Source organism: Ruegeria sp. HKCCD6426 (assembly GCF_057221115.1).
In genome coordinates this window covers 54,094-77,020 of sequence record NZ_JBWVBF010000007.1, presented here as the reverse complement: position 1 = coordinate 77,020, position 22,927 = coordinate 54,094, and the positions used below count along the sequence as shown (strand labels likewise).

At 56.8% G+C, this 22,927-nt stretch carries 23 protein-coding genes; 13 read left to right on the top strand and 10 right to left on the bottom strand.

The window, feature by feature from the left end; all coding sequences use genetic code 11:
• Positions 1–216: 216 nt before the first annotated feature.
• Positions 217–882, top strand: coding sequence for an SDR family NAD(P)-dependent oxidoreductase (locus AC2TDA_RS18425; RefSeq protein ID WP_480880200.1), 666 nt, complete (start codon positions 217–219; stop codon positions 880–882).
• 6 nt (positions 883–888) lie between these two features.
• Here the strand turns inward: AC2TDA_RS18425 and AC2TDA_RS18420 are convergent, their stop codons facing one another.
• Positions 889–2,376 carry an MORN repeat-containing protein gene (locus AC2TDA_RS18420; protein ID WP_480880199.1) on the bottom strand — a complete coding sequence of 496 codons (1,488 nt, stop codon included), beginning with the start codon at positions 2,374–2,376 and terminating at the stop codon, positions 889–891.
• A gap of 154 nt (positions 2,377–2,530) precedes the next feature.
• Here AC2TDA_RS18420 and AC2TDA_RS18415 point away from each other — a divergent pair, with 154 nt between their 5' ends.
• From AC2TDA_RS18415 to AC2TDA_RS18400, 4 genes are all read left to right on the top strand, one after another.
• Positions 2,531–4,189, top strand: a complete 1,659-nt coding sequence (locus AC2TDA_RS18415; protein WP_480880198.1) for an NAD+ synthase — start codon at positions 2,531–2,533, stop codon at positions 4,187–4,189.
• 361 nt (positions 4,190–4,550) lie between these two features.
• A complete protein-coding gene (locus AC2TDA_RS18410; protein ID WP_480848973.1) occupies positions 4,551–4,784 on the top strand; it encodes a hypothetical protein in 234 nt (77 codons plus the stop codon).
• A 161-nt stretch (positions 4,785–4,945) separates the two neighbouring features.
• Positions 4,946–6,277 (top strand): NAD(P)/FAD-dependent oxidoreductase, encoded by a 1,332-nt coding sequence (locus AC2TDA_RS18405; protein ID WP_480880197.1) that lies wholly within the window; start codon positions 4,946–4,948, stop codon positions 6,275–6,277.
• A gap of 401 nt (positions 6,278–6,678) precedes the next feature.
• Positions 6,679–6,837: a hypothetical protein gene (locus tag AC2TDA_RS18400; RefSeq protein ID WP_480880196.1), complete on the top strand. Its 159-nt coding sequence runs from the start codon at positions 6,679–6,681 to the stop codon at positions 6,835–6,837.
• Positions 6,838–7,344: 507 nt separating this feature from the next.
• Here AC2TDA_RS18400 and AC2TDA_RS18395 read toward each other — a convergent pair.
• Positions 7,345–8,277 (bottom strand): MBL fold metallo-hydrolase, encoded by a 933-nt coding sequence (locus AC2TDA_RS18395; RefSeq protein ID WP_480880194.1) that lies wholly within the window; start codon positions 8,275–8,277, stop codon positions 7,345–7,347.
• Between the two features lie 115 nt (positions 8,278–8,392).
• Between AC2TDA_RS18395 and AC2TDA_RS18390 the strand changes: the two genes are divergently transcribed.
• Positions 8,393–8,827: a DUF1801 domain-containing protein gene (locus tag AC2TDA_RS18390; RefSeq protein WP_480880192.1), complete on the top strand. Its 435-nt coding sequence runs from the start codon at positions 8,393–8,395 to the stop codon at positions 8,825–8,827.
• 86 nt (positions 8,828–8,913) lie between these two features.
• Positions 8,914–10,239, top strand: a complete 1,326-nt coding sequence (gltX, locus tag AC2TDA_RS18385; RefSeq protein WP_480880190.1) for a glutamate--tRNA ligase — start codon at positions 8,914–8,916, stop codon at positions 10,237–10,239.
• 80 nt (positions 10,240–10,319) lie between these two features.
• Here gltX and AC2TDA_RS18380 read toward each other — a convergent pair whose 3' ends face one another.
• The gene (locus AC2TDA_RS18380; protein ID WP_480880188.1) at positions 10,320–10,892 is read right to left on the bottom strand and encodes a gamma-glutamylcyclotransferase family protein; all 573 of its coding nucleotides are present in this window, start codon (positions 10,890–10,892) and stop codon (positions 10,320–10,322) included.
• Positions 10,893–10,987: 95 nt separating this feature from the next.
• On the opposite strand from AC2TDA_RS18380, the gene AC2TDA_RS18375 reads away from it, so the two are divergent.
• Positions 10,988–11,434, top strand: coding sequence for an RrF2 family transcriptional regulator (locus AC2TDA_RS18375; RefSeq protein ID WP_480880186.1), 447 nt, complete (start codon positions 10,988–10,990; stop codon positions 11,432–11,434).
• A gap of 2 nt (positions 11,435–11,436) precedes the next feature.
• Here AC2TDA_RS18375 and AC2TDA_RS18370 read toward each other — a convergent pair whose 3' ends face one another.
• Together AC2TDA_RS18370 and AC2TDA_RS18365 are read right to left on the bottom strand one after the other, a co-directional pair.
• Positions 11,437–13,965, bottom strand: coding sequence for an ABC transporter permease (locus AC2TDA_RS18370; protein WP_480880185.1), 2,529 nt, complete (start codon positions 13,963–13,965; stop codon positions 11,437–11,439).
• Entirely contained in the window at positions 13,962–14,657 is a 696-nt protein-coding gene (locus tag AC2TDA_RS18365) for an ABC transporter ATP-binding protein (RefSeq protein WP_480848986.1), read from the bottom strand. Before AC2TDA_RS18365 ends, AC2TDA_RS18370 begins: the two co-directional genes overlap by 4 nt.
• Positions 14,658–14,684: 27 nt before the next feature.
• Between AC2TDA_RS18365 and AC2TDA_RS18360 the strand changes: the two genes are divergently transcribed.
• Entirely contained in the window at positions 14,685–15,344 is a 660-nt protein-coding gene (locus AC2TDA_RS18360; protein WP_480848987.1) for an arylesterase, read from the top strand.
• An 8-nt stretch (positions 15,345–15,352) separates the two neighbouring features.
• Here the strand turns inward: AC2TDA_RS18360 and AC2TDA_RS18355 are convergent, their stop codons facing one another.
• From AC2TDA_RS18355 to ettA, 4 genes are all read right to left on the bottom strand, one after another.
• Entirely contained in the window at positions 15,353–15,913 is a 561-nt protein-coding gene (locus AC2TDA_RS18355; protein ID WP_480848989.1) for a L,D-transpeptidase, read from the bottom strand.
• A gap of 168 nt (positions 15,914–16,081) precedes the next feature.
• A complete protein-coding gene (locus tag AC2TDA_RS18350) occupies positions 16,082–16,288 on the bottom strand; it encodes a cold-shock protein (protein WP_008757902.1) in 207 nt (68 codons plus the stop codon).
• 438 nt (positions 16,289–16,726) lie between these two features.
• Positions 16,727–17,269 (bottom strand): pre-mRNA-splicing factor CWC21, encoded by a 543-nt coding sequence (locus AC2TDA_RS18345; protein WP_480880183.1) that lies wholly within the window; start codon positions 17,267–17,269, stop codon positions 16,727–16,729.
• A gap of 52 nt (positions 17,270–17,321) precedes the next feature.
• Complete coding sequence (gene ettA, locus AC2TDA_RS18340) at positions 17,322–18,989, bottom strand: energy-dependent translational throttle protein EttA (protein WP_170514038.1); 1,668 nt, start codon at positions 18,987–18,989, stop codon at positions 17,322–17,324.
• A 70-nt stretch (positions 18,990–19,059) separates the two neighbouring features.
• Between ettA and AC2TDA_RS18335 the strand changes: the two genes are divergently transcribed.
• From AC2TDA_RS18335 to dacB, 4 genes are all read left to right on the top strand, one after another.
• The gene (locus AC2TDA_RS18335; protein ID WP_480880182.1) at positions 19,060–19,746 is read left to right on the top strand and encodes an HNH endonuclease; all 687 of its coding nucleotides are present in this window, start codon (positions 19,060–19,062) and stop codon (positions 19,744–19,746) included.
• On the top strand, positions 19,743–20,210 hold the full coding sequence (locus AC2TDA_RS18330) for an MOSC domain-containing protein (protein WP_480880181.1): 468 nt from the start codon (positions 19,743–19,745) through the stop codon (positions 20,208–20,210). The genes AC2TDA_RS18335 and AC2TDA_RS18330 overlap by 4 nt, the downstream gene beginning before the upstream one ends.
• A 32-nt stretch (positions 20,211–20,242) precedes the next feature.
• Positions 20,243–20,863: a nicotinate-nucleotide adenylyltransferase gene (locus tag AC2TDA_RS18325; RefSeq protein WP_480880180.1), complete on the top strand. Its 621-nt coding sequence runs from the start codon at positions 20,243–20,245 to the stop codon at positions 20,861–20,863.
• A 65-nt stretch (positions 20,864–20,928) separates the two neighbouring features.
• Positions 20,929–22,407 carry a D-alanyl-D-alanine carboxypeptidase/D-alanyl-D-alanine endopeptidase gene (gene dacB / locus AC2TDA_RS18320; RefSeq protein WP_480880179.1) on the top strand — a complete coding sequence of 493 codons (1,479 nt, stop codon included), beginning with the start codon at positions 20,929–20,931 and terminating at the stop codon, positions 22,405–22,407.
• 8 nt (positions 22,408–22,415) lie between these two features.
• Here the strand turns inward: dacB and AC2TDA_RS18315 are convergent, their stop codons facing one another.
• The gene (locus tag AC2TDA_RS18315; protein WP_480849001.1) at positions 22,416–22,838 is read right to left on the bottom strand and encodes a tellurite resistance TerB family protein; all 423 of its coding nucleotides are present in this window, start codon (positions 22,836–22,838) and stop codon (positions 22,416–22,418) included.
• Between the last annotated feature and the right edge of the window lie 89 nt (positions 22,839–22,927).

The following is a 22,927-nucleotide window of genomic DNA, read 5'->3' as shown; positions in this document are numbered from 1 at the left end:
GCACGCTCAGAGGCGGATTAGGATCAGTAGGCCACGCAGCGACGCACCGCGAAGGGCGGCGTCGGCAAAAGCGATATCTGCGCGGTTGATCATGAAGTTGAGGTTATACAGTTCGATCCCGGAATGAAAAGAAGGAAATTGCCCAAGCGTGAGCTTTGCGCATTATTTGGCGGCGTACAGTGTTGATTGGTCAGTGTTGCCGACTAGCTTCCCCTCATGAAAACGGCGTTGATCATAGGTGCAACGGGTGGAATTGGCCGGGCCGTGTGTGACCGGCTGGAGGCCCAGAATGTTGTGGTTACCCGGGTGTCACGGTCTGTGGATGGGTTTGATCTGAGGCGACCAGATGTGGCTGAACGAAAACTCTCGCAGATCGAGGGCCCGTTCGATCTGATCCTTGTTACCACAGGCGCGCTTGAGATTGACAATGCAGCGCCGGAAAAGTCGCTACGTGCGGTCACGGCGCAGGCGATGATGGATCAGTTCGCTCTGAACGCAGTTGGACCAGCGTTGGTGTTGAAACAGGCAGCCCGCCTTTTGCCGCGCGAACGTCGGTCGGTATTGGGGGTTCTGTCCGCGCGAGTTGGGTCGATCGGCGACAACAGGTTGGGAGGATGGGTCAGTTACCGCGCAGCCAAAGCAGCCGTTAACCAAATCGTCCATACCGCCGCTATTGAGCTGGCGCGAACCCACAAGCAGGCCATATGCGCATCGCTTCATCCGGGAACAGTAAAAACTGACTTTACCACAAAGTACCTCGGTGGGCATCCGGCTGTGGAACCGGAAACCGCAGCCAAGAACCTCTTGACTGTGATCGACGGGCTGTCGACTGCCGATACGGGCGGATTCTTTGATTGGGCTGGAAAACCAGTGCCTTGGTAACTCGGTTTATCCGTCCGAAGTGTCTCCATCCGGCGTGTTTTCGGCAGGGTTGGTTTCCGGAGGCGTAGGTTCAGCGGCAGGTGCTTCGGCATCGTTTTCTGCCTCGGATGACAGTTCGCCGTTTTCCCAGACTCCTGTCTTCTCCTGCCCGCTCGCATAGCGCATCGTGCCATCGCCATGGCGTTTGTTGTCCAGGAATGTGCCTTCATAGACATCGCCGGTTTCATAGGTTGCGACACCGACACCGGTGATTTTCCCCCGGACCCAGTCACCGTCGTATTCGAAGCCCGTTGAAGTAACGATCTTGCCCCTGCCGTGTCGGTTCCCGTTGTCAAAGCTGCCTTCGTATACTGTTCCGTCGGGGTAGGTTGCCTTGCCCTGTCCCTGCCTGACACCATCCACCCAGTCGCCGTCGTAACGGTATCCGTCGGCGAAAGTCAGAACACCCTTGCCGTGGTTCTGGGCGTTTTTGAATTGGCCCTTGTACACGGTTCCGTTGGGAAATGTGGCGGTTCCGCTGCCTTCGAATACGCCAGCGATCCAGTCTCCGTCATATACTGCACCGTTGGGATAGGTCGTCTGACCTTTGCCGTGAGGCAGGTCAGCCTCAAAATCGCCGACATAGACCGAACCATCAGGGTAAGTCATTTCGCCCAGGCCTTCGATCTGGCCTTTTGTCCATGTGCCGGAATAACGGAAACCGTCGTTGCCGGCAAAAACACCCTGTCCATGACGTTGGTCGTCGACAAAATCACCCTCGTATACCGCACCGTTTGCGTATGTCGCTTTGCCTTTGCCCTGGCGGCGACCTTCGACCATATCACCTTCGTAAACGTCGCCATTGGCCTGAGTCGCCCGGCCGGTGCCGGTCATGTGTCCCTCGACCCAATCACCAACATAGCTCATGCCGTCTGGAAAGGTCATGGTGCCTTTCCCGTGGCGTTGGCCTGCCCGGATGTCACCTTCATAGATGCTACCGTCAGCCGAGGTGATTTTCGCTGTACCCTGTTTGACCCCCTCGACCCAATCACCGTCATAAACAAATCCGTTCTGATCGGATAATACGCCCTTGCCGTGGCGGTGCCCATCTTCGAACTGACCTTCATAGCGCATACCGCTTGAATACACAGCGACGCCCGTCCCGTTGACTGCGCCGTTTGCCCACTCACCTTCGTAAGAGCCGCCATCGGCAAACAGTATCTTGCCTTGCCCCTCGGGCTGGCCTTTGGAGAATGCGCCCTCGTAGATGGATCCATTGGCGTATCGGGCCGTTCCTTGCCCCTGAATCTCACCCGCGACCCATTCGCCTGAATACTCGAACCCGTCGGGCAATCGGTAGGTTCCGGTTCCATGGCGCAGCCCGTTTTCGAATGTACCCTCGTAAACGCCGCCAACCTCATCGTCGGCAATGATGATCTGTCCTTGCTGTGCCAGGGTAGCCTGCGCCGCCACTGCAAGCGTTACTATGGCAATTGAGTTGCGGATCACATTCATGCTGGTTCCTGCCTGCCCTGTTTTTCGGGTTGCATACTTTTTCGCAAAACTAAGGTACCGCCGGGGGCAGAGCAACGGCTTTTGCCGCATTTGTCTTTTACTCGCGGTGTGATCTGCTAAATCCCTTTGGGACCTACAAGAACAAGGGGGCAAAATGGCCGATCGTTTCCGCATCACTCTGGCGCAGCTCAACCCCGTGGTTGGGGATCTCGAGAGCAACGCGTCGAAGGCGATGGAAGCCTGGGAGCAAGGGCGCGATGCCGGCGCCGATCTGGTGGCGCTGCCCGAAATGTTCATCACCGGCTACAATACACAGGATCTGGTGATGAAGCCGGTGTTTCATCGCGCCGCGATGGCCGCGGTCGAGGTGCTGGCAGCGAAATGCGCAGACGGCCCGGCGCTTGCCATCGGTGGGCCCTGGTTCGAAGGCGGCAGTCTGTACAATGCCTACTTGATTCTGAAGGGCGGGCGCATCACCAGTAAGATGCTGAAACATCACCTGCCGAATGAAACCGTGTTCGATGAGGTGCGCCTTTATGATGCTGGGCCGCTGGGCGGGCCTTATTCCGTCGGCAATACACGGATCGGCAGCCCAATCTGCGAGGACGGCTGGCACGAGGATGTCGTAGAGACCCTGGCAGAAACGGGTGCCGAGTTCCTACTGATCCCAAATGGTTCGCCCTATTTTCGCAACAAGTATGACGTACGCCTGAACCACATGGTCGCCCGGGTGGTCGAGACCGGATTACCGCTGATTTATCTCAACATGGTCGGCGGTCAGGACGACCAGGTTTTTGATGGCGGCACGTTCGGGCTGAACCCGGGCGGCGAGCTTGCCTTTCGCATGCCGGTTTTTGATGAAGCCGTGACCCATATTGATCTTCAACGCGGCGACGACGGGTGGCAGATGGTGCCGGCTGAGATCGTGCCGCAGCCGGATGAGTGGGAGCAGGACTATCGCGCCATGGTGCAATCCCTGCGTGATTACATGGGCAAAACCGGGTTTGGGAAGGCGGTGCTGGGGCTGTCCGGCGGGGTCGATTCCGCGCTGGTGGCTGCCATAGCGGTTGATGCGATCGGGGCAGACAATGTGCGCTGTGTGATGTTGCCATCGGAGTATACCAGTCAAGGTTCCTTGGATGATGCCGAAGCCGTAGCCCAGGCGTTGGGCGTGCAGTATGACTTTGTGCCGATCTCGCAGGGACGTGCGGCGGTAACCGAGACTCTCGCTCCGCTGTTCGCCGGGCGCAATGAGGACCTGACCGAGGAAAACATTCAGTCTCGTTTGCGGGGTTTGCTGTTGATGGCGATCTCGAACAAGTTTGGCGAGATGTTGCTGACGACCGGCAATAAATCCGAGGTCGCGGTGGGGTATGCCACGATCTATGGCGACATGAATGGCGGCTACAATCCGATAAAGGATCTGTACAAGACGCGGGTTTTCGAGACCTGTCGTTGGCGCAACGCCAACCATCGTGACTGGATGATGGGACCTGAGGGCGAAGTCATTCGACCTTCGGTCATTGATAAACCTCCGAGCGCCGAGTTGCGCGAAGATCAGAAAGACAGTGATAGCCTGCCGGATTACCCGGTTCTGGACTCCATTCTTGATATTCTTGTGGATCAGGATGGTTCGATTGCTGACTGCGTTGCCGCCGGGTTTGACGAGGCTGTCGCGCGACGGGTCGAGCGCCTGATTTATATCAGCGAATACAAGCGGTTCCAGTCTGCGCCAGGAACTCGGTTGACCTCACGCGCCTTTTGGTTGGACCGACGGTATCCCATCGTGAATTGTTGGCGAGACAAGGGTTGAATAGGGGCTGGTTTTCGCGTTGAGTATACAACAGTTGGAGTCCGCACCTCTAATAGTTGACAAATCGGATGTAATTTCGAAAATCTCATATCATTGTCTATAAAAAACAGCTAGTTGCCGAACATTCCGACACGTGCGCCTTGCGCTTTTGTCCATTTTTTGCCACATTTGTGACCGGGGTTTGCCTTAGTTGGGGCAAGCGTGACGCAACCCGGTCGGTCGATCTGCCTTCTGACCAAAGCGCCGGGTTTGTTGAACTGGGAGTATTGCGCCCGTGTGTGTGGGTGCAGGTAAATGTTTTGGTGGTCAAATGTATAATGAATACGATAAGTCGCTTCATTCGCCTTTGAGGTACAAGGCGATGGAGTCACCTGCGCAAGAACTGGACGAGGTAGCATTGGATGTCGCTATTGCCGATATTCTGAGCGAAGAGACAGCTGCCGATCCAAAAACTACCCTAAATGAGCCGAATGTCCGATCCGAGTTTCCAACCCTGATGTCGCATGAGACATCTGAGGAAGAAACCAAGCCTCAGGAAAGCGGCGTAGGCGCGATCCTGCGTCAAACTTGGGCGCATTTGTCCGGCGCGGCGTAAGTCAAACGGATACGGTTGTCCTGAAGGGACTCTATTCCTGTGGGTTCGTTTGCTAATGTGCCACAGGCTCGGGCAATCGCCCGGTTTATTGTTTTTCTACATTGTCTGCACCTACGTCTTGGGGCTCCATACCGGTCCGAAGAATTTTAGTTGAGCAGTTGATGCCCGGCCCTAAGCCAACACATGTCGAATCCGATTTTACCTTGCCCAAACAGGTGGACGTCGTCGTAATAGGCGGCGGCATCATTGGCGCGTCCTCAGCGTTGGAGCTGGCAGAGCGTGGGCTTTCGGTTCTGTTGTGTGAAAAGGGTCAGATTGGGGGCGAACAAAGCTCTCGCAACTGGGGTTGGGTCCGGCTAGGGATGCGCGATCCCCGAGAGATTCCACTAATGCAGGAATCTATTCGTATCTGGCAGGGGTTGGATGCGCGGATCGGGCGAAAAACCGGTTATGTTCCATCGGGAATAATGTTTGGCGCGCGAAACGCACTGTCAGAAGGAAAGCTGAACCGCTGGCTTCGTCATCTTGAGGGGCTTCAGACCGGTGCGCGTATGGTCTGGGGCGCTGAACTGGATCAGCTGTTGCCAGGCGCTACTCTGGATTTGTCTGCGGCCCTGTACACGCCGCAGGATGGCCGGGCAGAACCACAATGGGCCGCGCCCGCAATTGCCGAAAGCGCCCGGGACAACGGAGCTACGATCCTGACCAACTGCGCGGTTCGCAGCCTTGATGTTCAGGCGGGTAAGGTTGCCGGTGTCTACACCGAGCGCGGTCGTGTGGCCTGTGAAGGGGTTGTTCTGGCCGGTGGGGCGTGGTCCCGCCTGTTTGCCGGGAATCTCGGTATCGCGCTGCCGCAGCTCAAAGTCCTGAACACCGTAATGCGGACTTCGCCGACTGAGGCAGGACCGGAAATCGCCTTGTGGTCAGACGATTGTGCGATCCGAAGGCGGGCAGATGGCGGGTTTACCATTGCTTCGGGGCACGAAAACACCGTGGACATCGTTCCCGATAGCTTTCGTCTGGCGTGGCAATTCCTGCCTGCCTTTGCACAGGAGTGGAAATCGCTGCGGTTTCGACTGTCACGACGCTGGTCGGTTGAAGCGCGGCAGAACCGGACCTGGTCTCCATCAGACATCACAGCGTTTGAAGATTGCCGCATTCTGGACCCGGAACCCTCGAAAAAGGCATTGCGGCAGGCGTTGTTCGCAGCGACCAAAGCCTTTCCCGATCTGAAGAATTCGGATGTTGTGGAAAGCTGGGCGGGCATGATCGATGTGACCCCGGATGCTATTCCGGTGATCTCGGATGTGGAAAGTCTGCCGGGTCTGTGGATTGCCACAGGTTTTTCTGGCCACGGTTTCGGGATCGGGCCGGGTGCCGGTCGGTTGGTTGCCGATCTCGTGACGCAGGTTGCGCCGTGTGTCGACCCATCGGCCTTTCGCCTGTCCCGTTTCACAGACGGTTCGAAAGTAAGGCCGGACCCAGGGTATTAGGCTATTGTGTGGTAAGCAATCTAACGCTTTTTGGTTTCCCTGTAGTCAGGATTGAGTGTTGATTTTAGGAAATCAAAATATGGAAACGCATTGTAACCGGCCCGGATTGACGACCTCCAACTGACATGACTGATTCATTGCGTGCGTCTCGGGCATATCATCTTGAATCATCACGTCTGGCCGATCTCGGGCTTCGGCGAGAGATGAAGCCGGACCATACCGGTGACCCGGAATTCATCGATAGAAACTATGATTTCGACACGGTTTGGATGACGCCATTCGGGACAAGGGCAGAACTGAGATCAAATGCCCGAAACTATTCGGTCTTCACAGGGTAATTAGTGAGAGCAGTTTTCACGTGGATGGATAACGTAGTCGGCAAGTTTTACAGCATGCAAAGAATGCTCTACTTCGATAACGGCTCCACAGGGTACGAAGTAGAAGATGTAGGAGAGGCATTGCAAGGCGCCGGTCTTGTGGAATCCGTCGTGATCAGTGTGCCCTTCCGCTATGGTGAGATCACGCAGCGTTATCACTCAGCGTTTTTGGCTTACCATTAACCGAAGGGCTGGTTTCGCGCGGCTGAGTGTTGTGAGGCGATATCCAATGACAAATGGACTGGCCGTCCAGACATTCGGATCATATCCATGCTGACCAGATGATAAGCCTGCGGGGGAAGTACTGAATCAATCCGGCCGGGCGCCGGAGTGTTTCTGAATGGCGCGTTCACGCGATCGGGTTTCTGAGAATCCGAGGCAGGCTTATTGCTCGCGAAAAAGCACGAAAATTGGCCTTGCAAGGCGATCGCGGACAGTGACTGGAGGAGGTGTTGCCGCGGCCAATCCGTAGATATTGAAATTGCCAGGAAAACTCAGTCGCAGCTTCGCGCAGGGAACTGGGATGGCGAACAGGGCTACCTGCCCAGAGGCCGAAGGTCAGGTTGCCCCCCGTCACAGTGTTTGCACCACAAGGAAACCACCGAGCGTATCGGCCACATAAGTAAGTAACGTTCGCGAAGAGCGCGTATGTTTTCGCCCCGACGCTCCGGGCGCCGGGGCTTTGTGATCTCAGCCCATCATCTGATAGCTGACCGGGACAAAACGGAAACCGTTACTGCGGGTTTCGACATACCCGGCGGCGGGGAAAGGCATGTGATAACCGATCATCGGAACCTTGTCGGCAGCCAGCATGCCCAGCACATTGCGCCGCGCCTCGGTGGCAGCGGCTTTGTCCATGTCAAACTGCACCTCCCATTCCGGATGGGCGAAGGACCAGACATAGTGGTTAGCGAGATCAGCGGTCAGGATCAGGCGTTGGCCGTTGTTTTCCAGATGATAAACCATATGACCTGGCGTATGCCCAAACGCCGCCATGGCCGTGATACCCGAGGCGACTTCGCCACCGTCTTCGACAAAGGTCATCTTTTCTACCAGTGGTGTCACCTTGGCCGCCACCAGATCACCCACCCGGTTACCTGCATCCTGAGCTGCCCAGAAGTCATATTCCGTCGCCGCAGTAACATAGCGTGCGTTCGGAAATGTCGGAGCATCGTCAGTCGTCATGCCGCCGATGTGGTCGGGATGCATGTGGGTGATGACTACCACGTCTACCTGATCCGGAGTCACGCCTGCGTCAGCCAGAGCAGCCTGTATGCCGCCCTGTCCAAGGCCGGTGTCGAACAAAACCAGTTCAGACCCGGTATTGACCAATGTGGGGGTAAAGAAGAAATGCGCCTTGTCAGCAGGTATGAAATTCTCGGCCGAGACCTTGGCAAATTCTTCGTCTGTGGCGCCGCCGCCGAAGATCTCTTTGGCTCCATCGCGCGGCAGGCTACCATCCAGAAGCGTAGTGACTTTAAAACCTCCCAGCTGGAAGGACTTGGCGATCGTAGAATTGGCTTTGGTGTCCGATCCCGCGGCCAGAACCGGTGCTGCCACTGTTGCAAATGGCAAAGCAGCGGCAGTTCCAAGAGCCGCCCGGCGTGTCAGTTTAATTGTCATTTTCGTTCTCCCTGTCAGAACATCAGGATTTCAACTAGGTCGATGCGAGCGTCCCGCCACTCTATACCCCAACACATGGGCTGCGCAGATGAACATTACGTGTTAATTTTTGTTCATGCCGCGATCTCAGAACAAAACCGTTCCAACAAAGCAAAGCGTCGAGAGCTTTCTGTCGGGCGTCCTGCCGCCTCGCAAAGCGGAAGAGGCGCGTGTGCTGGACGCGCTGTTTCGCGACATTACGGGGTTTGCACCTGTTATGTGGGGGCCTTCAATCATTGGCTATGGCAGATACCACTACCGTTATGACACCGGGCGCGAGGGGGACTTTCTTGCAACCGGTTTTTCTCCGCGCAAGGCCGCGCATTCCATTTACATCATGCCGGGATACGCCGATTTTGGAGAAATCCTGTCTCGTTTGGGAAAGCACAAGCTGGGCAAGTCGTGCCTGTATGTGAACAAGCTGCCGGACATTGATCTTCAAGTTTTGTCTGAATTGATAACTGCTGGGTTGAATGACCTGGGCCGCTATTGGCCTGTGGAACCAAACTGACACGCCTCTTGGCTGGCTATCTCCTCAAGCGGCTGCTGGACAAAACGCTGTTCATGTGACAAGAGCCGCGCCAACAGGAGACACCCATGACAACCACCCGTTTTGCCCCGTCGCCCACCGGTTACATCCACGTGGGCAACCTGCGTACCGCCCTGATGAACTATCTGATCGCCCGCAAGGCTGGCGGCACGTTCATCCTGCGTATCGACGACACTGATCCTGAGCGGTCGAAAGAAGAGTATGTCGACGCCATCAAGCAGGATCTGGAATGGCTGGGATTGCATTGGGACCGGGTTGAGCGGCAATCCGAGCGGTTGGACAGGTACGCTGAGGCCGCTGACAAGCTGCGTGAGATGGGACGGTTCTACGAGGCGTTCGAGACGCCGACCGAGCTGGACCTGAAGCGTAAGAAGCAATTGAATATGGGCAAGCCGCCGGTCTACGACCGCGCCGCGCTCAACTTGTCGGATGTAGAGAAAGAGGCGCTGCGCGCCGAGCGCGGCAACGGCGTCTGGCGCTTCAAGCTGGACCATGAGCGGATCGAATGGACCGACGGTATTCTGGGTGACATCTCGATTGATGCGGCCTCGGTGTCCGACCCGGTGCTGATCCGAGGCGACGGCCAGGTTCTGTATACGATTGCGTCCGTGGTGGATGATACCGAAATGGGCGTGACGGACGTGGTGCGTGGTTCGGACCACGTGACCAACACTGCGACCCAGATCCAGATCATCGAGGCGCTGGGCGGCACATGCCCGCGCTTTGCACATCATTCGCTGCTAACCGGCCCGCAGGGCGAGGCGCTGTCCAAGCGACTCGGTACGCTGGCACTGCGCGATCTGCGCGAGCAGGGGGTGCAACCGATGGCTCTGCTCAGCCTGATGGCGCGGCTGGGTTCGTCTGATCCGGTCGAGTTGCGGGCCGAGATGGCCGAACTGATCGAAGGGTTCGACGTCACTCGCTTTGGCGCAGCGCCGACCAAATTCGACGTACAGGACCTGTTCCCGCTGACCGCCAAACACCTGCAGTCGCTGCCTCTGGTTGACGTGGCTGATGCCGTTGCCGATGCAGGAGTTCCGGCAGCGTTGGCTGAACCGTTCTGGGCTATGGCGCGCGAGAACATCACCACTCTGGCCGACCTCAAGGGTTGGTGGGAGTTGTGCCGAGACGGAGCAGAGCCTCTGATCGCCGATGAAGATTGCGATTTCATTGCCGAGGCGATGGCATTGCTGCCTGAGGGGCCGTTTGACGGTGAAACCTGGGGTGCATGGACCAAGGCCGTGAAAGAAGCCACAGGCCGCAAGGGTAAAGGCCTGTTCATGCCATTGCGCAAAGCGCTGACCGGTATGGAACGGGGTCCGGAAATGGCGACTCTGTTGCCGTTATTGCAGGTAATCCGCGCGCGGGGCTGACGTTCCCTGCGCAGCAAGGTGAGCTGCCACTGTCGGTAATATGGATTGGAAGAAGGGTGGGGTGAAAACTCCACCCTTTTTTAGCGGGCGTCCTGCAATATCCGCGCGGATATCCGATGCAGCCGGTCGTCCACGAATTCAGTCTCGGACGGGTTCAACTGCTGATGGCGCGGATAACGCGGTTCACTGCGGTCGTTCAGAATCGGGGCCTCCCAGCCATCAGTGGTGGCAAAGAACAAATCTGCGCCTTCGGGACCGAATGCACGCAAATAACCCTGCACGACAACGTCAATGTAACTCAGCAGCAGAGGGTGGCAGTTGGTGGGTTCGTTCTGACGGCCCTTCGGCACGGCATAAACCGCAATCTCGACATCATGCGTCAGGGGATGGGTGATGGACTGTGTCGCCGGAATTCGGTCATAGGCCCATTCTCGTTCATCCAATGCGACCCAATCGTTTTTAGGGACGTGCGCGACCATGCCCTGAATTTCGGAATTCGAATCGGGGACCGCAGTCAGGAAAGCGACTGGTCGCAGATCTGTGTGCCTCCAGACGCGTCGCCAGCCTTTTAAAACAGCCGGCTGCGGATCGGGAAAATCATGCGTGGCAAGGTTCACCAGGCTGCCATAGCCAAAGAAATAGGGGTCTGCCATGCGCTGAGGTTTCCTTTTGTAGCGATTGATGTATGTCAAACCGCTTTTTTGTCCGGCATGCAATAAGATTGCATCTAGTATTCTGGGAGGATTCCATGCGGATTACCAAACGGACAAACATTGCTGTGCGGCTTTTGATGTATTGTGCTGCACATCAGGATCGGCTGGTGACCAAATCCGAGATTGCCGAAGTGTGCAATATCTCGGAAAATCATCTGGCTCAGGTGATCAACCAACTTGGCCAGCTGAACTATCTCAGTACGCAGCGCGGTCGGAATGGCGGTATGTCGCTGGCGCGGCCTGCGGATCAGATTCGTATCGGGTCGGTTTTTCGCCACGTTGAGGGCGGTCTACCGATCGCCGAGTGTTTTGCCGACGCAGACAATACGTGTCCCCTGACAGATGCCTGCCGGTTGCGGTTGGCCCTGCAGGACGCCGCCGAAGTGTTCTATGCCTCGCTGGACGAAATCACGCTTGATGCACTGGTTTGCGACAATGATCAGCTGCTCAGGATATTGCAGCCCGTCGCTTGTATGCACTGAGCTCAGTCGCAGGCACGTAGGGTACGGGCTGGCCGGACGGAAAGTGGGCGAATTGCAAAGATCAGGCCGGCGCCCAGCGTCACGGCTATCCCGGTGCCGATGATGATCAGTGCTGATGACCAGATGACGGTGAAATCCGTTTCAAAGATATAGGTCGCAACGGCCCATCCACCGAGGATTCCGGTCAAAAGGGCGACGCACCCGGCGGCAGCGCCCAGCAAAATGGCCCGCAAGGCAAAGCTGAACAGAACGCGTCGCCGACCAGCTCCCAGCGTCTTGAGGATCGCGGCCTCGTAACGCCGTGCGGGTTCCCCCGCTGCGGCAGCGCCGATCAGCACAAGAAAACCTGTCAGTAGCGAGACTCCAGCACCATAGGACGTCGCGGCAGCCAGTCCTTCGAGCAGCCCCGAGACTCGGTCGATTGCATCCCTCACGCGGATTGCCGTGATGTTGGGGAATTGCCCGGCAAGATCCCGCAGAATGGCAGCTTCAGCATGTTCCTCAGCATAAACTGTTGCAATAAAACTGTGTGGCGCGCCAGCCAGTGCCGTAGGGTTCATCGACATGACAAAACCCATGCCTGCCGTTGAAAAATCCACTTCGCGTAGCGAAGTAAGTTCCGCAGTGATATCGCGCCCAAGGATGTTGACGGTCAGCTCATCCCCCAGTTTCAAACCCATTTCCAACGCTTCTTCTGCGGCAAAGCTGACCTGTGGGGGCCCTGAATAGGTGTCAGGCCACCATCTTCCTTCGGTTATTCGGGTGTTCGGGGCTGGGCGTTCTGAATAAGTTACGCCCCGGTCGCCCTCCAATACCCAGTGATCACCAGCAACCTCGTGGGCTGGGCGCCCATTGATCTCTGAAATGATGCCGCGCAGCATCGGCGCGCTTTCGATCCGACTAACGGCGGGGTCGGTCTCTAGCCGTTTGGAAAATCCGGGCATCTGGTCCTTTTGAATGTCGACAAAGAAATATGATGGAGCGACGTCGGGCAGGTTCCCCGATATTGCGTTTCGCAATGTCCCATCAATCTGACCGACAGTAGCAAGAACCGACAGGCCTAACCCGAGCGACAGTACAACAGAGGCCGCTCCTTCGCGTGGGCCGGAAATCGCAGATAATGCCCACCGCAAGGCAGGACGACCACGTGCCAGGGGGCTGCCTTTGCGCGCAAGCCATTGGATGGCAAAGGCCGATAGCGACAGAAGGAAAAGCGCGCCGACGATCCCGCCGCCAGTCCAGAGCGTCAGCTGGGTAGACCCGCTGAACACTGCAGCAGCGGTGATCAACAACGCCAGCCCGATCCCAGTTGCGAGAACGTAAACAGGGCGTGGAATGCTGCGCGCGGATGACAGGGCATCCCTGAACAACGTTGCTGCGCGTACCTCTTCTGTGCGGGCCAAAGGCCACAAGGTGAACAGAAACGCCGTAAGCAGCCCATACAACGCAGCCTCTGCGAGAGGTTGCGGATAGAGTGTAAATACCGCTGGTACAGGCAGACGGCTTTCGATTGCCGGAGCCAGCAACAGGGGAAGCGCGCCACCAAGAAACACGCCTAACAGAACTCCTATGCCGGAAAGAACGCCGATCTGGATCATATAGGTTTGAAAAATTGTGGCTCTGTCAGCGCCCAATGTGCGTAGTGTTGCGATGGTATCGGTCTTCTGCGCCAGATACGCGCGAACTGCGGCTGAAACGCCGATCCCACCAACAGCCAGCCCGGACAAGCCCACCAGGACCAGAAATGCACTGAGGCGACCAACGAATTCGGTAATACCCGGCGCACCGTTACGGGCATCAGTCCAGCGCATTCCGGTGCCCTCAAAGGCTTGCCCTGCGTCCGCAGAAATTCGGGCGAGATCGGTTTCCCGCGGCAGGTTCAGACGGTACTTGGTAGAAAACAATGTCCCCGGCTCTAGCAAGCCGGAGTTCTCGAGATCTTGTGTGCGAACCAAAGTCCGTGGACCCAAGCCAAACCCGTCTGAGACGCCGTCCGGTTCGTGTTCCAATGCTGCCATCAGAACGAAATCCTGTGTACCGAGTGCAAACCTGTCGCCGATAGAAAGCCCCATACGTTCAATAAGCGTAGGTTCCATAATTGCGCCCGGCAGGCCGTTCGTCCCATCAAGCGCTGCTGACAACGAAATGCTCGGTTGCAGCTGGACGGAGCCCAACAAAGGGTAGGCGTCGTCCACTGCCTTAACCTGTGTTAGCGCCCGTTGCGTTTCGCCGTTGTGGTCTGTTACGGCCATCGAACGGAAGTCGACAACTTCGGATACAGCGTGCGCAGCTTCCTCCATCCACGCCCGTTCTCGATCATCCGCAAACCGATAAGTGAATTCCAGCTCGGCGTCTCCGCCAAGTAAAGCTGCCCCTTCCTGCGCCAGACCTGTCTCGATCGCCGATCGTACAGACCCGACGGCTGCAATTGCCGCGACACCCAGGGCAAGGCAGGCCAGAAACACGCGAAAACCGCGTAATCCTCCGCGCAATTCCCGACGCGCCATCCGCGCAGCAAGTCGCAGACTCATTCTGCGGCCTCTCTCGTTATGTACTCGGAAATGCGACCATCCCTTAGCCGGGCAACCCGATTACATTTCTGCGCCAGCGTATGGCTATGGGTGACCAGAACCAGTGTTGCGCCATGCTTGTCTCGCAAGTCAAAGAGCAGGTCGACAATGGCCGCCCCGTTGGCTTCGTCCAGGTTGCCGGTGGGTTCGTCTGCCAGCAAAATCTTTGGGCGCGGGGCCGAGGCCCGGGCTAGTGCCACGCGCTGCTGCTCTCCGCCCGAAAGCTGGGCGGGATAGTGATCGCGCCGATGGAACAGGCCGACAGCGTGCAATTCCTGCTCGGCGCGGACGAATGCATCCTTGTAACCTGCAAGTTCCAGCGGAGTCGCGACATTCTCAAGCGCAGTCATGGTCGGGATCAGGTGAAAATTCTGAAAGACGACGCCCATTGAATCACGCCTGAACCGAGCCAGCGCGTCTTCATCCATTCCGGTTAGGTCACGGCCAAGTGCCATCACGCTGCCAGCCGTCGCTTGTTCCAGCCCGCCCATCAGCATCAGAAGTGAGGATTTTCCTGACCCGGATGGGCCAACCAACGCCAGTGTTTCGCCTTGACCTACCGTTAAGGTGATTTCATGCAGAATATCGACACGACCGGCATTGCCATCCAGCGACAAAGCGGCATCTTTAAGCGTCAGAACTGGTGTCGTCATCGATCATTCCAAAAGGAGTTCAGTCAATTGGGATATGGCGCCGTAGAAAAAATTCGCAAGGCTTTGATTTCAGGTGTCTTCATCTGCTGCGGCTTCGCGGCCACAGCCGAGCCTGTGGTGATTGCGGCTTTGGGGGACTCGCTGACGCAGGGACACGGGCTGGCCAAACAGAACGGATTTGTACCACAATTGGAACGTTGGTTGCAGGATCAAGGGGCTGAGGTGCGTCTGATCAATGCAGGTGTCTCGGGGGATACAACGGCGGGCGGGGCGGCACGGGTGGAGTGGACGCTGACACCCGATGTTGACGGAATGATCGTGGCGCTGGGCGGAAACGACCTGTTGCGAGGTATAGACCCGACCGTTTCCCGTGCGAATCTGGATTATATTCTCAGCGTGGCCGATGCAGCGGACGTGGATGTCCTGCTGATTGGGTTGAAGTCGCCCGGCAACTATGGTGCCGCTTACAAGCAAGCGTTCGATTCAATATATCCCAACCTGGCCGGACAGTATCAGACGCTATTTGCTCCAAATTTTTTTGAAGGCTTTGGGGTCGGTGATGATCCAAGGGCTGCGCGCCGATTCATGCAGGCTGACGGTATTCATCCCAATAAGTTCGGCGTTTCCGTGATTGTAGACGCGCTTGGTCCGCATGTGCTCGAACTGGTTGAGCAGGCCTCGGAATAAGGGGTAAGTCAAACGACCGTTACGACCGTTCCCAACGGAACCCGCTGGTACAAGTCGATCACATGCTCGTTTAGCATCCGGATACACCCGTTTGACACGGCATGCCCGATTGTCTGTGGCTGCGTTGTGCCGTGGATGCGGAAATAAGTATCGACACCGTTCTGGAACAAATACAGCGCCCGCGCCCCCAAAGGGTTGTCGCCACCTCCCGGCTGAACATAGTCATTGTCCTTAAAGCGGGCATAAGTCACTGGCTCGCGCTCGATCATTTCGTCGGTCGGGCGCCAGGTCGGCCATTCCTTTTTCACATCAATCGTGGCGGTGCCGGTGAATTCGAGTCCCGCCTTGCCGACGCCGCATCCGTAGCGAATTGCCTTGCGCGGCTCGGTCACGAAATACAGATAGAATGAACGGGGTGCGACCAGAAGCTGGCCGGGTTGAAACTGCTTCTTGATCCGGACAACTTGCGGTGTCGGGTCATATTCGACCGGTTTCTTTTTGGCCAAACTCATACTGGGTGCGAGGCTGGCGGCAGCAGTTGAGGCTAGAAATGTGCGGCGTGTGAACATGGCAGGGCTCACTTATCGATCAATGAAAACATGAATCCAGTTTCCAAAGGATATCCGATCTGGTCAATCGGCGCGCACAGATAAAGAAAATGTGATGTATTGCGAGCGCCACACTATCGGGGGCTCTGAAAGAAAAAGGGCGGGGAAGATCCCCACCCTTTCAACTGGTTAGGCCAGTTCGATGTTGTCGGCGCTTTCGCGGCCGTCACGACCAGCGCGCAGCTCGTACGTGACTTTCTGGTTGTCGGCCAGACCGGTGAGGCCCGAACGCTCTACAGCAGAGATGTGTACGAAGACGTCTTTGCCGCCTTCTTCAGGTGCGATAAAGCCGAAGCCTTTGGTGGTGTTGAACCATTTTACGGTGCCTGCAGGCATATCCGTGTCTCCTGTTTAAGTGCTGCCCACGGAGTTGCGGCAGCCTGGCGTCGTTGTCTGTATCGATAGACTGAGCGCCGGAAACGGAGACAGTAGGTCGAATAGAATAACGTAAGCCCCATGGATATGGCATCGGGAAAGGCGTGTGACAAGGGAAGATTGTTCGGAATGTGCTGTGCTTTCAGGGCGCAACCGGTGTGTTTGGACGGAAATCCGCCGAGGGTAGAGTACGCAACTGAGTGGCCGTATTCTTCGATATACCACGATATTCGTTCGGGTCGGGTTGATCCGGAATGGAGTGGCGGCGCGACCGAAGGGATGTTTGGGGAACCGTAGGATGCGTGATTTCACCCATCATTTGAGATAGTTGGATTTTGGAGAATTGAGGAGTGATGGGTGCGAGTACCCATACTACGCTTGCTGGGTTCAGACAGCCATTTACCCATTGTTTAAATTGTATTTCGCACATGTGTCTCCGATTTTTTGATGGTTCGCATTTAGATTTCCTCGGCGATAAAAATCCTCAACCAAGCCAGCTGCGAAGCATGAAATAAAAGCCCCTTTTTGAATCTGCTCTTTCGAAAAACCTTCCTCTTCCAACTTCTCTCGCAATCGAGAAACAGACACAATGTAGACGTCAGAATCTAACGTTCCTCCGAAAACTCTACTTGATAACTGATAAAAATGCGTATCAACAATTGACAAAACAGTTTGGAATGAAGTGTAGAGTTTTGCCGGAACAAAATCGATGTCTTCTCTGTTTTCTATGAAAACCACAATCACATCAGATTTTTCTGGATCCACCCATTTATCGGTGAAATCAAATTTTCCCTGCTCACCGTCGTGCTTGCGCAAGAAATAAGTGAAATCCGCCGGCGCGGCAAAGGTGGTAACCTTCTTTGGCGCCTCAGCCAATGAGCTACCTGCACCGCAAACTAGGAAAGCAGAAATCTGGACACAGCGCGTCGCTAACCTAATCATTAAGAAAGCATCTCCATTTCTGCTTTTTTAGCAGTATGACGCTCATCCAGTCTTACCGCGCAAACTTCTTATGCTTCAACCGCTTAGGTTCCAGCGCGTCCGGTCCCAACCGCCGCTTCTTGTCCTCTTCGTAATCCTCGAAGTTCCCTTCGAACCACTCCACATGGGCGTCACCCTCAAACGCCAGAATATGCGTGCAAATCCGGTCGAGGAAGAAGCGGTCGTGTGAGATCACCACGGCGCAGCCGGCGAAATCGACCAGCGCGTCTTCCAGCGCACGCAGGGTTTCGACGTCGAGGTCGTTGGTCGGTTCGTCGAGCAGCAGGACGTTGCCGCCCTCTTTCAGCAGGCGGGCCATGTGGACGCGGTTGCGCTCACCGCCCGACAGCAGTGAAACCTTTTTCTGCTGGTCGCCGCCCTTGAAGTTGAAGGACGAGCAATAGGCGCGGGAATTGACCTGTGCGTCACCCAACTGGATGATCTCGGCACCGCCGGTGATTGCCTCCCACACGGTGTCGTTGTCCTTGAGGTCATCGCGGGACTGGTCGACGTAGGACAATTCCACGGTGTCGCCCAGCGTGATGGTGCCGCTGTCGGGCTGTTCCTGACCGGTGAGCATCTTGAACAGGGTCGATTTACCGGCGCCGTTGGGTCCAATGACGCCGACGATGCCGCCAGGGGGCAAGGCAAAGTCCAGCCCTTCGATCAGTTGCTTGTCGCCCATGTGTTTCGACAGTCCCTCGACCTCGATCACCTTGCCTCCAAGGCGCTGGCCATTGGGTATAACGATCTGGGCGCGGGTGAGCTTTTCGCGTTCGGACTGGTCTGCCAGCTCGTTATAGGCGTTGATCCGGGCCTTGGATTTGGCCTGACGGGCCTTTTGGCCTTGCCGCATCCATTCCAGTTCGCGCTGCAGGGTCTTCTGCTTGGACTTGTCCTCGCGGGCTTCCTGCTCCAGCCGTTTGGCCTTTTGTTCCAGCCACGCGGAATAGTTGCCCTCGTAGGGAATGCCGCGGCCACGATCGAGTTCAAGAATCCAACCGGTGATGTCATCCAGGAAATAACGGTCGTGAGTGACGATCAGGATGGTGCCCTTGTAGTCGATCAGGTGCTGTTGCAGCCATGCGATGGTCTCGGCATCCAGGTGGTTGGTCGGTTCGTCGAGCAGCAGCATGTCCGGCGCTTCGAGCAACAATTTGCAGAGCGCCACGCGACGTTTTTCACCACCCGAAAGGTTGGCGATATTCGCATCGTCCGGAGGGCAGCGCAGGGCTTCCATCGAAACGTCGATTTGGCTGTCGAGATCCCACAGGTTTTCGGCGTCGATCGCGTCCTGCAGGGTGGTCATCTCTTCCATCAGCTCGTCCGAGTAGTTTTCGGCGATCTCCATAGCGATTTCGTTGAAGCGGTCGACCTTGGCCTTTTTCGCGGCCACGCCCAGCATGACGTTTTCGCGGACGGTGAGGCTTTCGTCCAGTTGCGGTTCCTGCGGCAGATAGCCGACCTTGGCACCTTCGGCAGCCCAGGCCTCACCGGTGAAATCAGTGTCCAGACCGGCCATGATCTTCATCAGCGTTGATTTACCCGCGCCGTTGACACCGACGACACCGATTTTCACGCCGGGCAGAAAGCTCAGGTGGATGTTTTCAAAGCACTTCTTGCCACCGGGATAGGTCTTCGAGACACCCTGCATGTGGTAGACATATTGATAGGCGGCCATTGATCTGCTCCGATGGAATCCAAGTTTAATGGCGGTAATATATTGGAAGAGATTGAGGAGCAATCAGCAGATGTCATTTGACAAGATGGGAATTAGACGGCGGCACATTCAGGACGCCATAGATTGGACGAAATCACTGAGTTATTTGCCAACTGGACGGGCACCTTCGCAAAACACCTACGTCTTATGTCCGGTTGACCATACGCTTTGGGATCTGAAGATCGTCGTGAACCGGGCAATGTCAGGTGTGCCTGTCGCGACAAAGCCGCGCGAATGGGTCACGCAGACATATGAACCCGATTTGAGCCGTTTGGGATTTGAAATCGTCAAGTTTGCGACAAACAAATCTCGAATTCTCGGCGTGCGCGGTTTCGACCCGAATGAGCTGTCCGACCCACACATTGTGATCACGGCAGACGGTGAAAATGAAGAAAACGGGTTGGCGATCAGCGCCGGGGCGCAACCAGGGCGCAAGTTGGTGAGCAGCAACAGGTTTGTTCGGAATTCTGATTTTGTCAAAGGGGTCCGATCCAGAGCTGCGGGGCGGTGTGAATGTTGCGGCGAGCGGACGTTCAGGAATGCGTTGGGGGAGTGGTTTCTTGAGGTTCACCACAAGGTCTGGCTTTCCGAAGGCGGTGCCGATGAGATTTTCAACATGATAGCGCTTTGCCCTAATTGTCATAGGCGGGAGCACTTCGGAACCGACCGCCGGTACGGGCTTTCCTGTGACGCGGAATTGAGTGAAATCAGAACATGATGATTTCCGATCTTATCGGCGGCTGGACGCAGCCGGGGAGGGTTGAATGGGTTGGTCTGCGCCCTGACCGGCGGGTTGAGATGGAGATTGTGGATGCTGCCATGATCTCCGCCGGCGGGCTTTCTGGTGATCGCAGCAGGGCAGGCAAGCGAGCGGTGACTCTGATTCAGCAGGAACATCTGGCGGCCATAGGCTCGTATCTGGGGCAGGGCTCGGTGGCACCGGAAGTCCTGCGGCGCAATCTGGTGGTTTCGGGGATCAATCTGGCGGCGCTCAAGGGGCGTGAGGTGCAGGTGGGCGAGGCCATATTGCGCTTTACCGTGATCTGCGCGCCCTGCAGCCGGATGGAGGAGGCGCTGGGTAAGGGGGGCTACTCCGCCGTGCGCGGACATGGCGGCTGGTGCGCCGAGGTGGTGCGGCCCGGGCGGGTTCGGCTGGGCGACGCGGTGCAACCTGTTGATTGACAACACCCCTGAGTTCTGAACATCAGCAAGGGATGTTGCGAAGTGCTGTTCCATATGCGCGGCCGGGACAGGTCGTGGGGCTGTTCGGTGGGTCTTTTGATCCGCCGCATCAGGGACATGTGCATGTCACGCTAGAAGCGATGAAGGCTTTCGGGCTGGATCGGGTCTGGTGGCTGGTATCTCCGGGCAATCCGTTGAAAGTGAGAGGGCCTGCTCCGCTGGCGCAGCGAATGGATGTTGCGCGAGATGTGATGCGGCACCCACGGGTTGAAGTGACGGACATCGAGGCAAAAACGGGTACGCGAGCGACGGCTGATACGCTGGCTGCGCTGCAGCGATTGTATCCGGAGGTCAAATTTGTCTGGCTGATGGGCGCGGATAATCTGGCGCAGTTCCATAAATGGAAAGATTGGCGGTTGATCATGGACAATGTGCCGGTAGGCGTGGTGGCGCGGCCAGGGGACCGGATCTCGGCCCGGATGTCTCCCGCAGCGCGGGTTTATGCCAAGTACCGGATCGACGGGCAGGCGCGGCGTTTATTGGGGCGGGCGGCGGCACCGGCCTGGTGTTTCGTAAATGTGCCGATGGTCGATGTCAGCTCGACTGAAATCCGTACGCGGGGCGAATGGACGACCGGAGTGTTGCCTGAATAGCCCCCCTGGGCTCATTATCGTAATCGATGGTTGTTTGGCGGAGATCTCTGGGATTTTAATTGACCATGGTTGATCGTTTTTCGCGTCGTGCATTTCTTGGTGGGTTAGGGGCGTCTCTGCTTCCGGCCTCCGCTCTGGCCGAAGCGCCATTGGTGTCATTGCGTCCTCAGGTGCGGGGCGTACAGCTAACAGGGGCGGAGCGTCTTGTTCAGTCTGCCGGGTTGCGAGGCGAAGTCGTATTCGCCGTTGCTGACGTCAAGACAGGTTCTCAATTGGAGGCATTCGGAGGAGACCGAGGCTTACCGCCGGCGAGTGTCGCAAAGGCGCTGACTGCGCTTTATGCGTTGGATGTTTTGGGATCGGATTATCGGTTAGAGACTAAGCTGGTGGCAGATGGGGTGATCGAGAACGGAATCCTCAAAGGAGATCTGATCCTTGTCGGTGGCGGTGATCCATTGTTGGATACGGACGCCCTAGCCGCTATGGCCGCAAATCTGCGCAAGGCTGGAATTACCGAGGTTAGAGGAGCCTTCAAGGTCTATGACGGGGCTTTGCCATATGTATTCAGTATCGACCCTGGCCAGCCCGACCATCTTGGGTATAGCCCGGCTATCAGTGGCATTTCGTTGAATTTCAATCGTGTGCATTTCGAGTGGAAGCGCGAAGGCGCTAGCTATGGCGTTTCAATGGATGCGCGCAGTCAGCATTACAGACCTTCGGTCGACATGGCGTCGATGAAGGTCGAAAGTCGCAGTCTTCCAATCTACACATATCAACCCAGCGCACGGCAGGATCGTTGGACCGTGGCCAAAGGTGCGTTGGGCAATGGCGGCGCGCGTTGGCTGCCGGTACGCAAGCCAGCGCTGTATACGGGCGACGTTTTCCGGACGCTGGCACGAGCGAACGGAATCGTGTTGGGCCGCGTACAAGTCACGCGTGAAGCGCCGCAGGGAACAGTTCTGGTGGTGCACCAAAGCGACCCGCTGGATAGCATTATGCGCGGGATGCTGAAGTATTCGACCAATGTCACGGCGGAAATGGTCGGGATGGCGGCGTCGAAAGCACGCGGCGCCAACTTGCAAAGCCTTGCGGATTCGGCGGCTGAAATGAACCAATGGGCTTCCGAGGTCTTCGGCGTGGGCGGGATCGCAATGGTCGATCATTCCGGTCTTGGGGACACGTCACGCATGGCGCCGGGTGATCTGGTGGCTGTATTGGTCGCGGCGCGTAACTCCGAGGTTTTGCGACCTTTACTTAAGCCATTTGCTCTGACCGACCGAAATGGAAGACCGGTCAAAAATCACCCGATCACTGTCGACGCCAAAACGGGAACGCTGAATTTTGTATCGGGGCTTGGCGGCTTTCTGACAACGGCGGAAGGTGCCGAATTGGCCTTTGCCATCTTTTCAGCCGATGTAGATCACCGCGCCACAATTCCGCGCGCATTTCGCGAGCGCCCAGAAGGCGCCCGTAGCTGGAACAGAAGATCTCGCAAATTGCAGCGAGCCCTCATTGAACGGTGGGGCGCGCTGTACGGCAGTTGAAACCAAAGTCAGACAGTATGACGGGCACGAGCCCCGCGTTCGATGGCCGCGGCATGCAGGCGATCGATATTCAGCTCGTACCGGATCTCTTCCAGCAGACGCAGTTCAGTCTCGGCCAATGATCCGTCAGCAGCTGCCACGTCACAGGCCAGCGCATACGCGGTTTCGTGCAGTCGTTCGGGCAGGTTGTTACGGATCAAGCCGAAAAGCGCATCCAGACCATCTTCCTGTTCGAACAGATCAAAAACGATCTGTGAAACGCGGCGGGTGCGGTCGATGTCATATTCAGCAAAAACCGGCAGCATGTTCACGGCAGTTTCGATCTTAACCAACTCGGCAGTGCGAATGGTTTCGTCCGATGCCGAGACCGCAACCATGATTGCCACAAGGCAATCTTGCGGGGACATTGGGTGGGGAACTTGCTCGGTCATGGGTTCGTCCTGCTTGGGTATAACTCGTCGCGCACGATATGAGGGGCCGGGAGCAGGTTCAACACCTTGTTTGCACCGGAGGCAGAGTC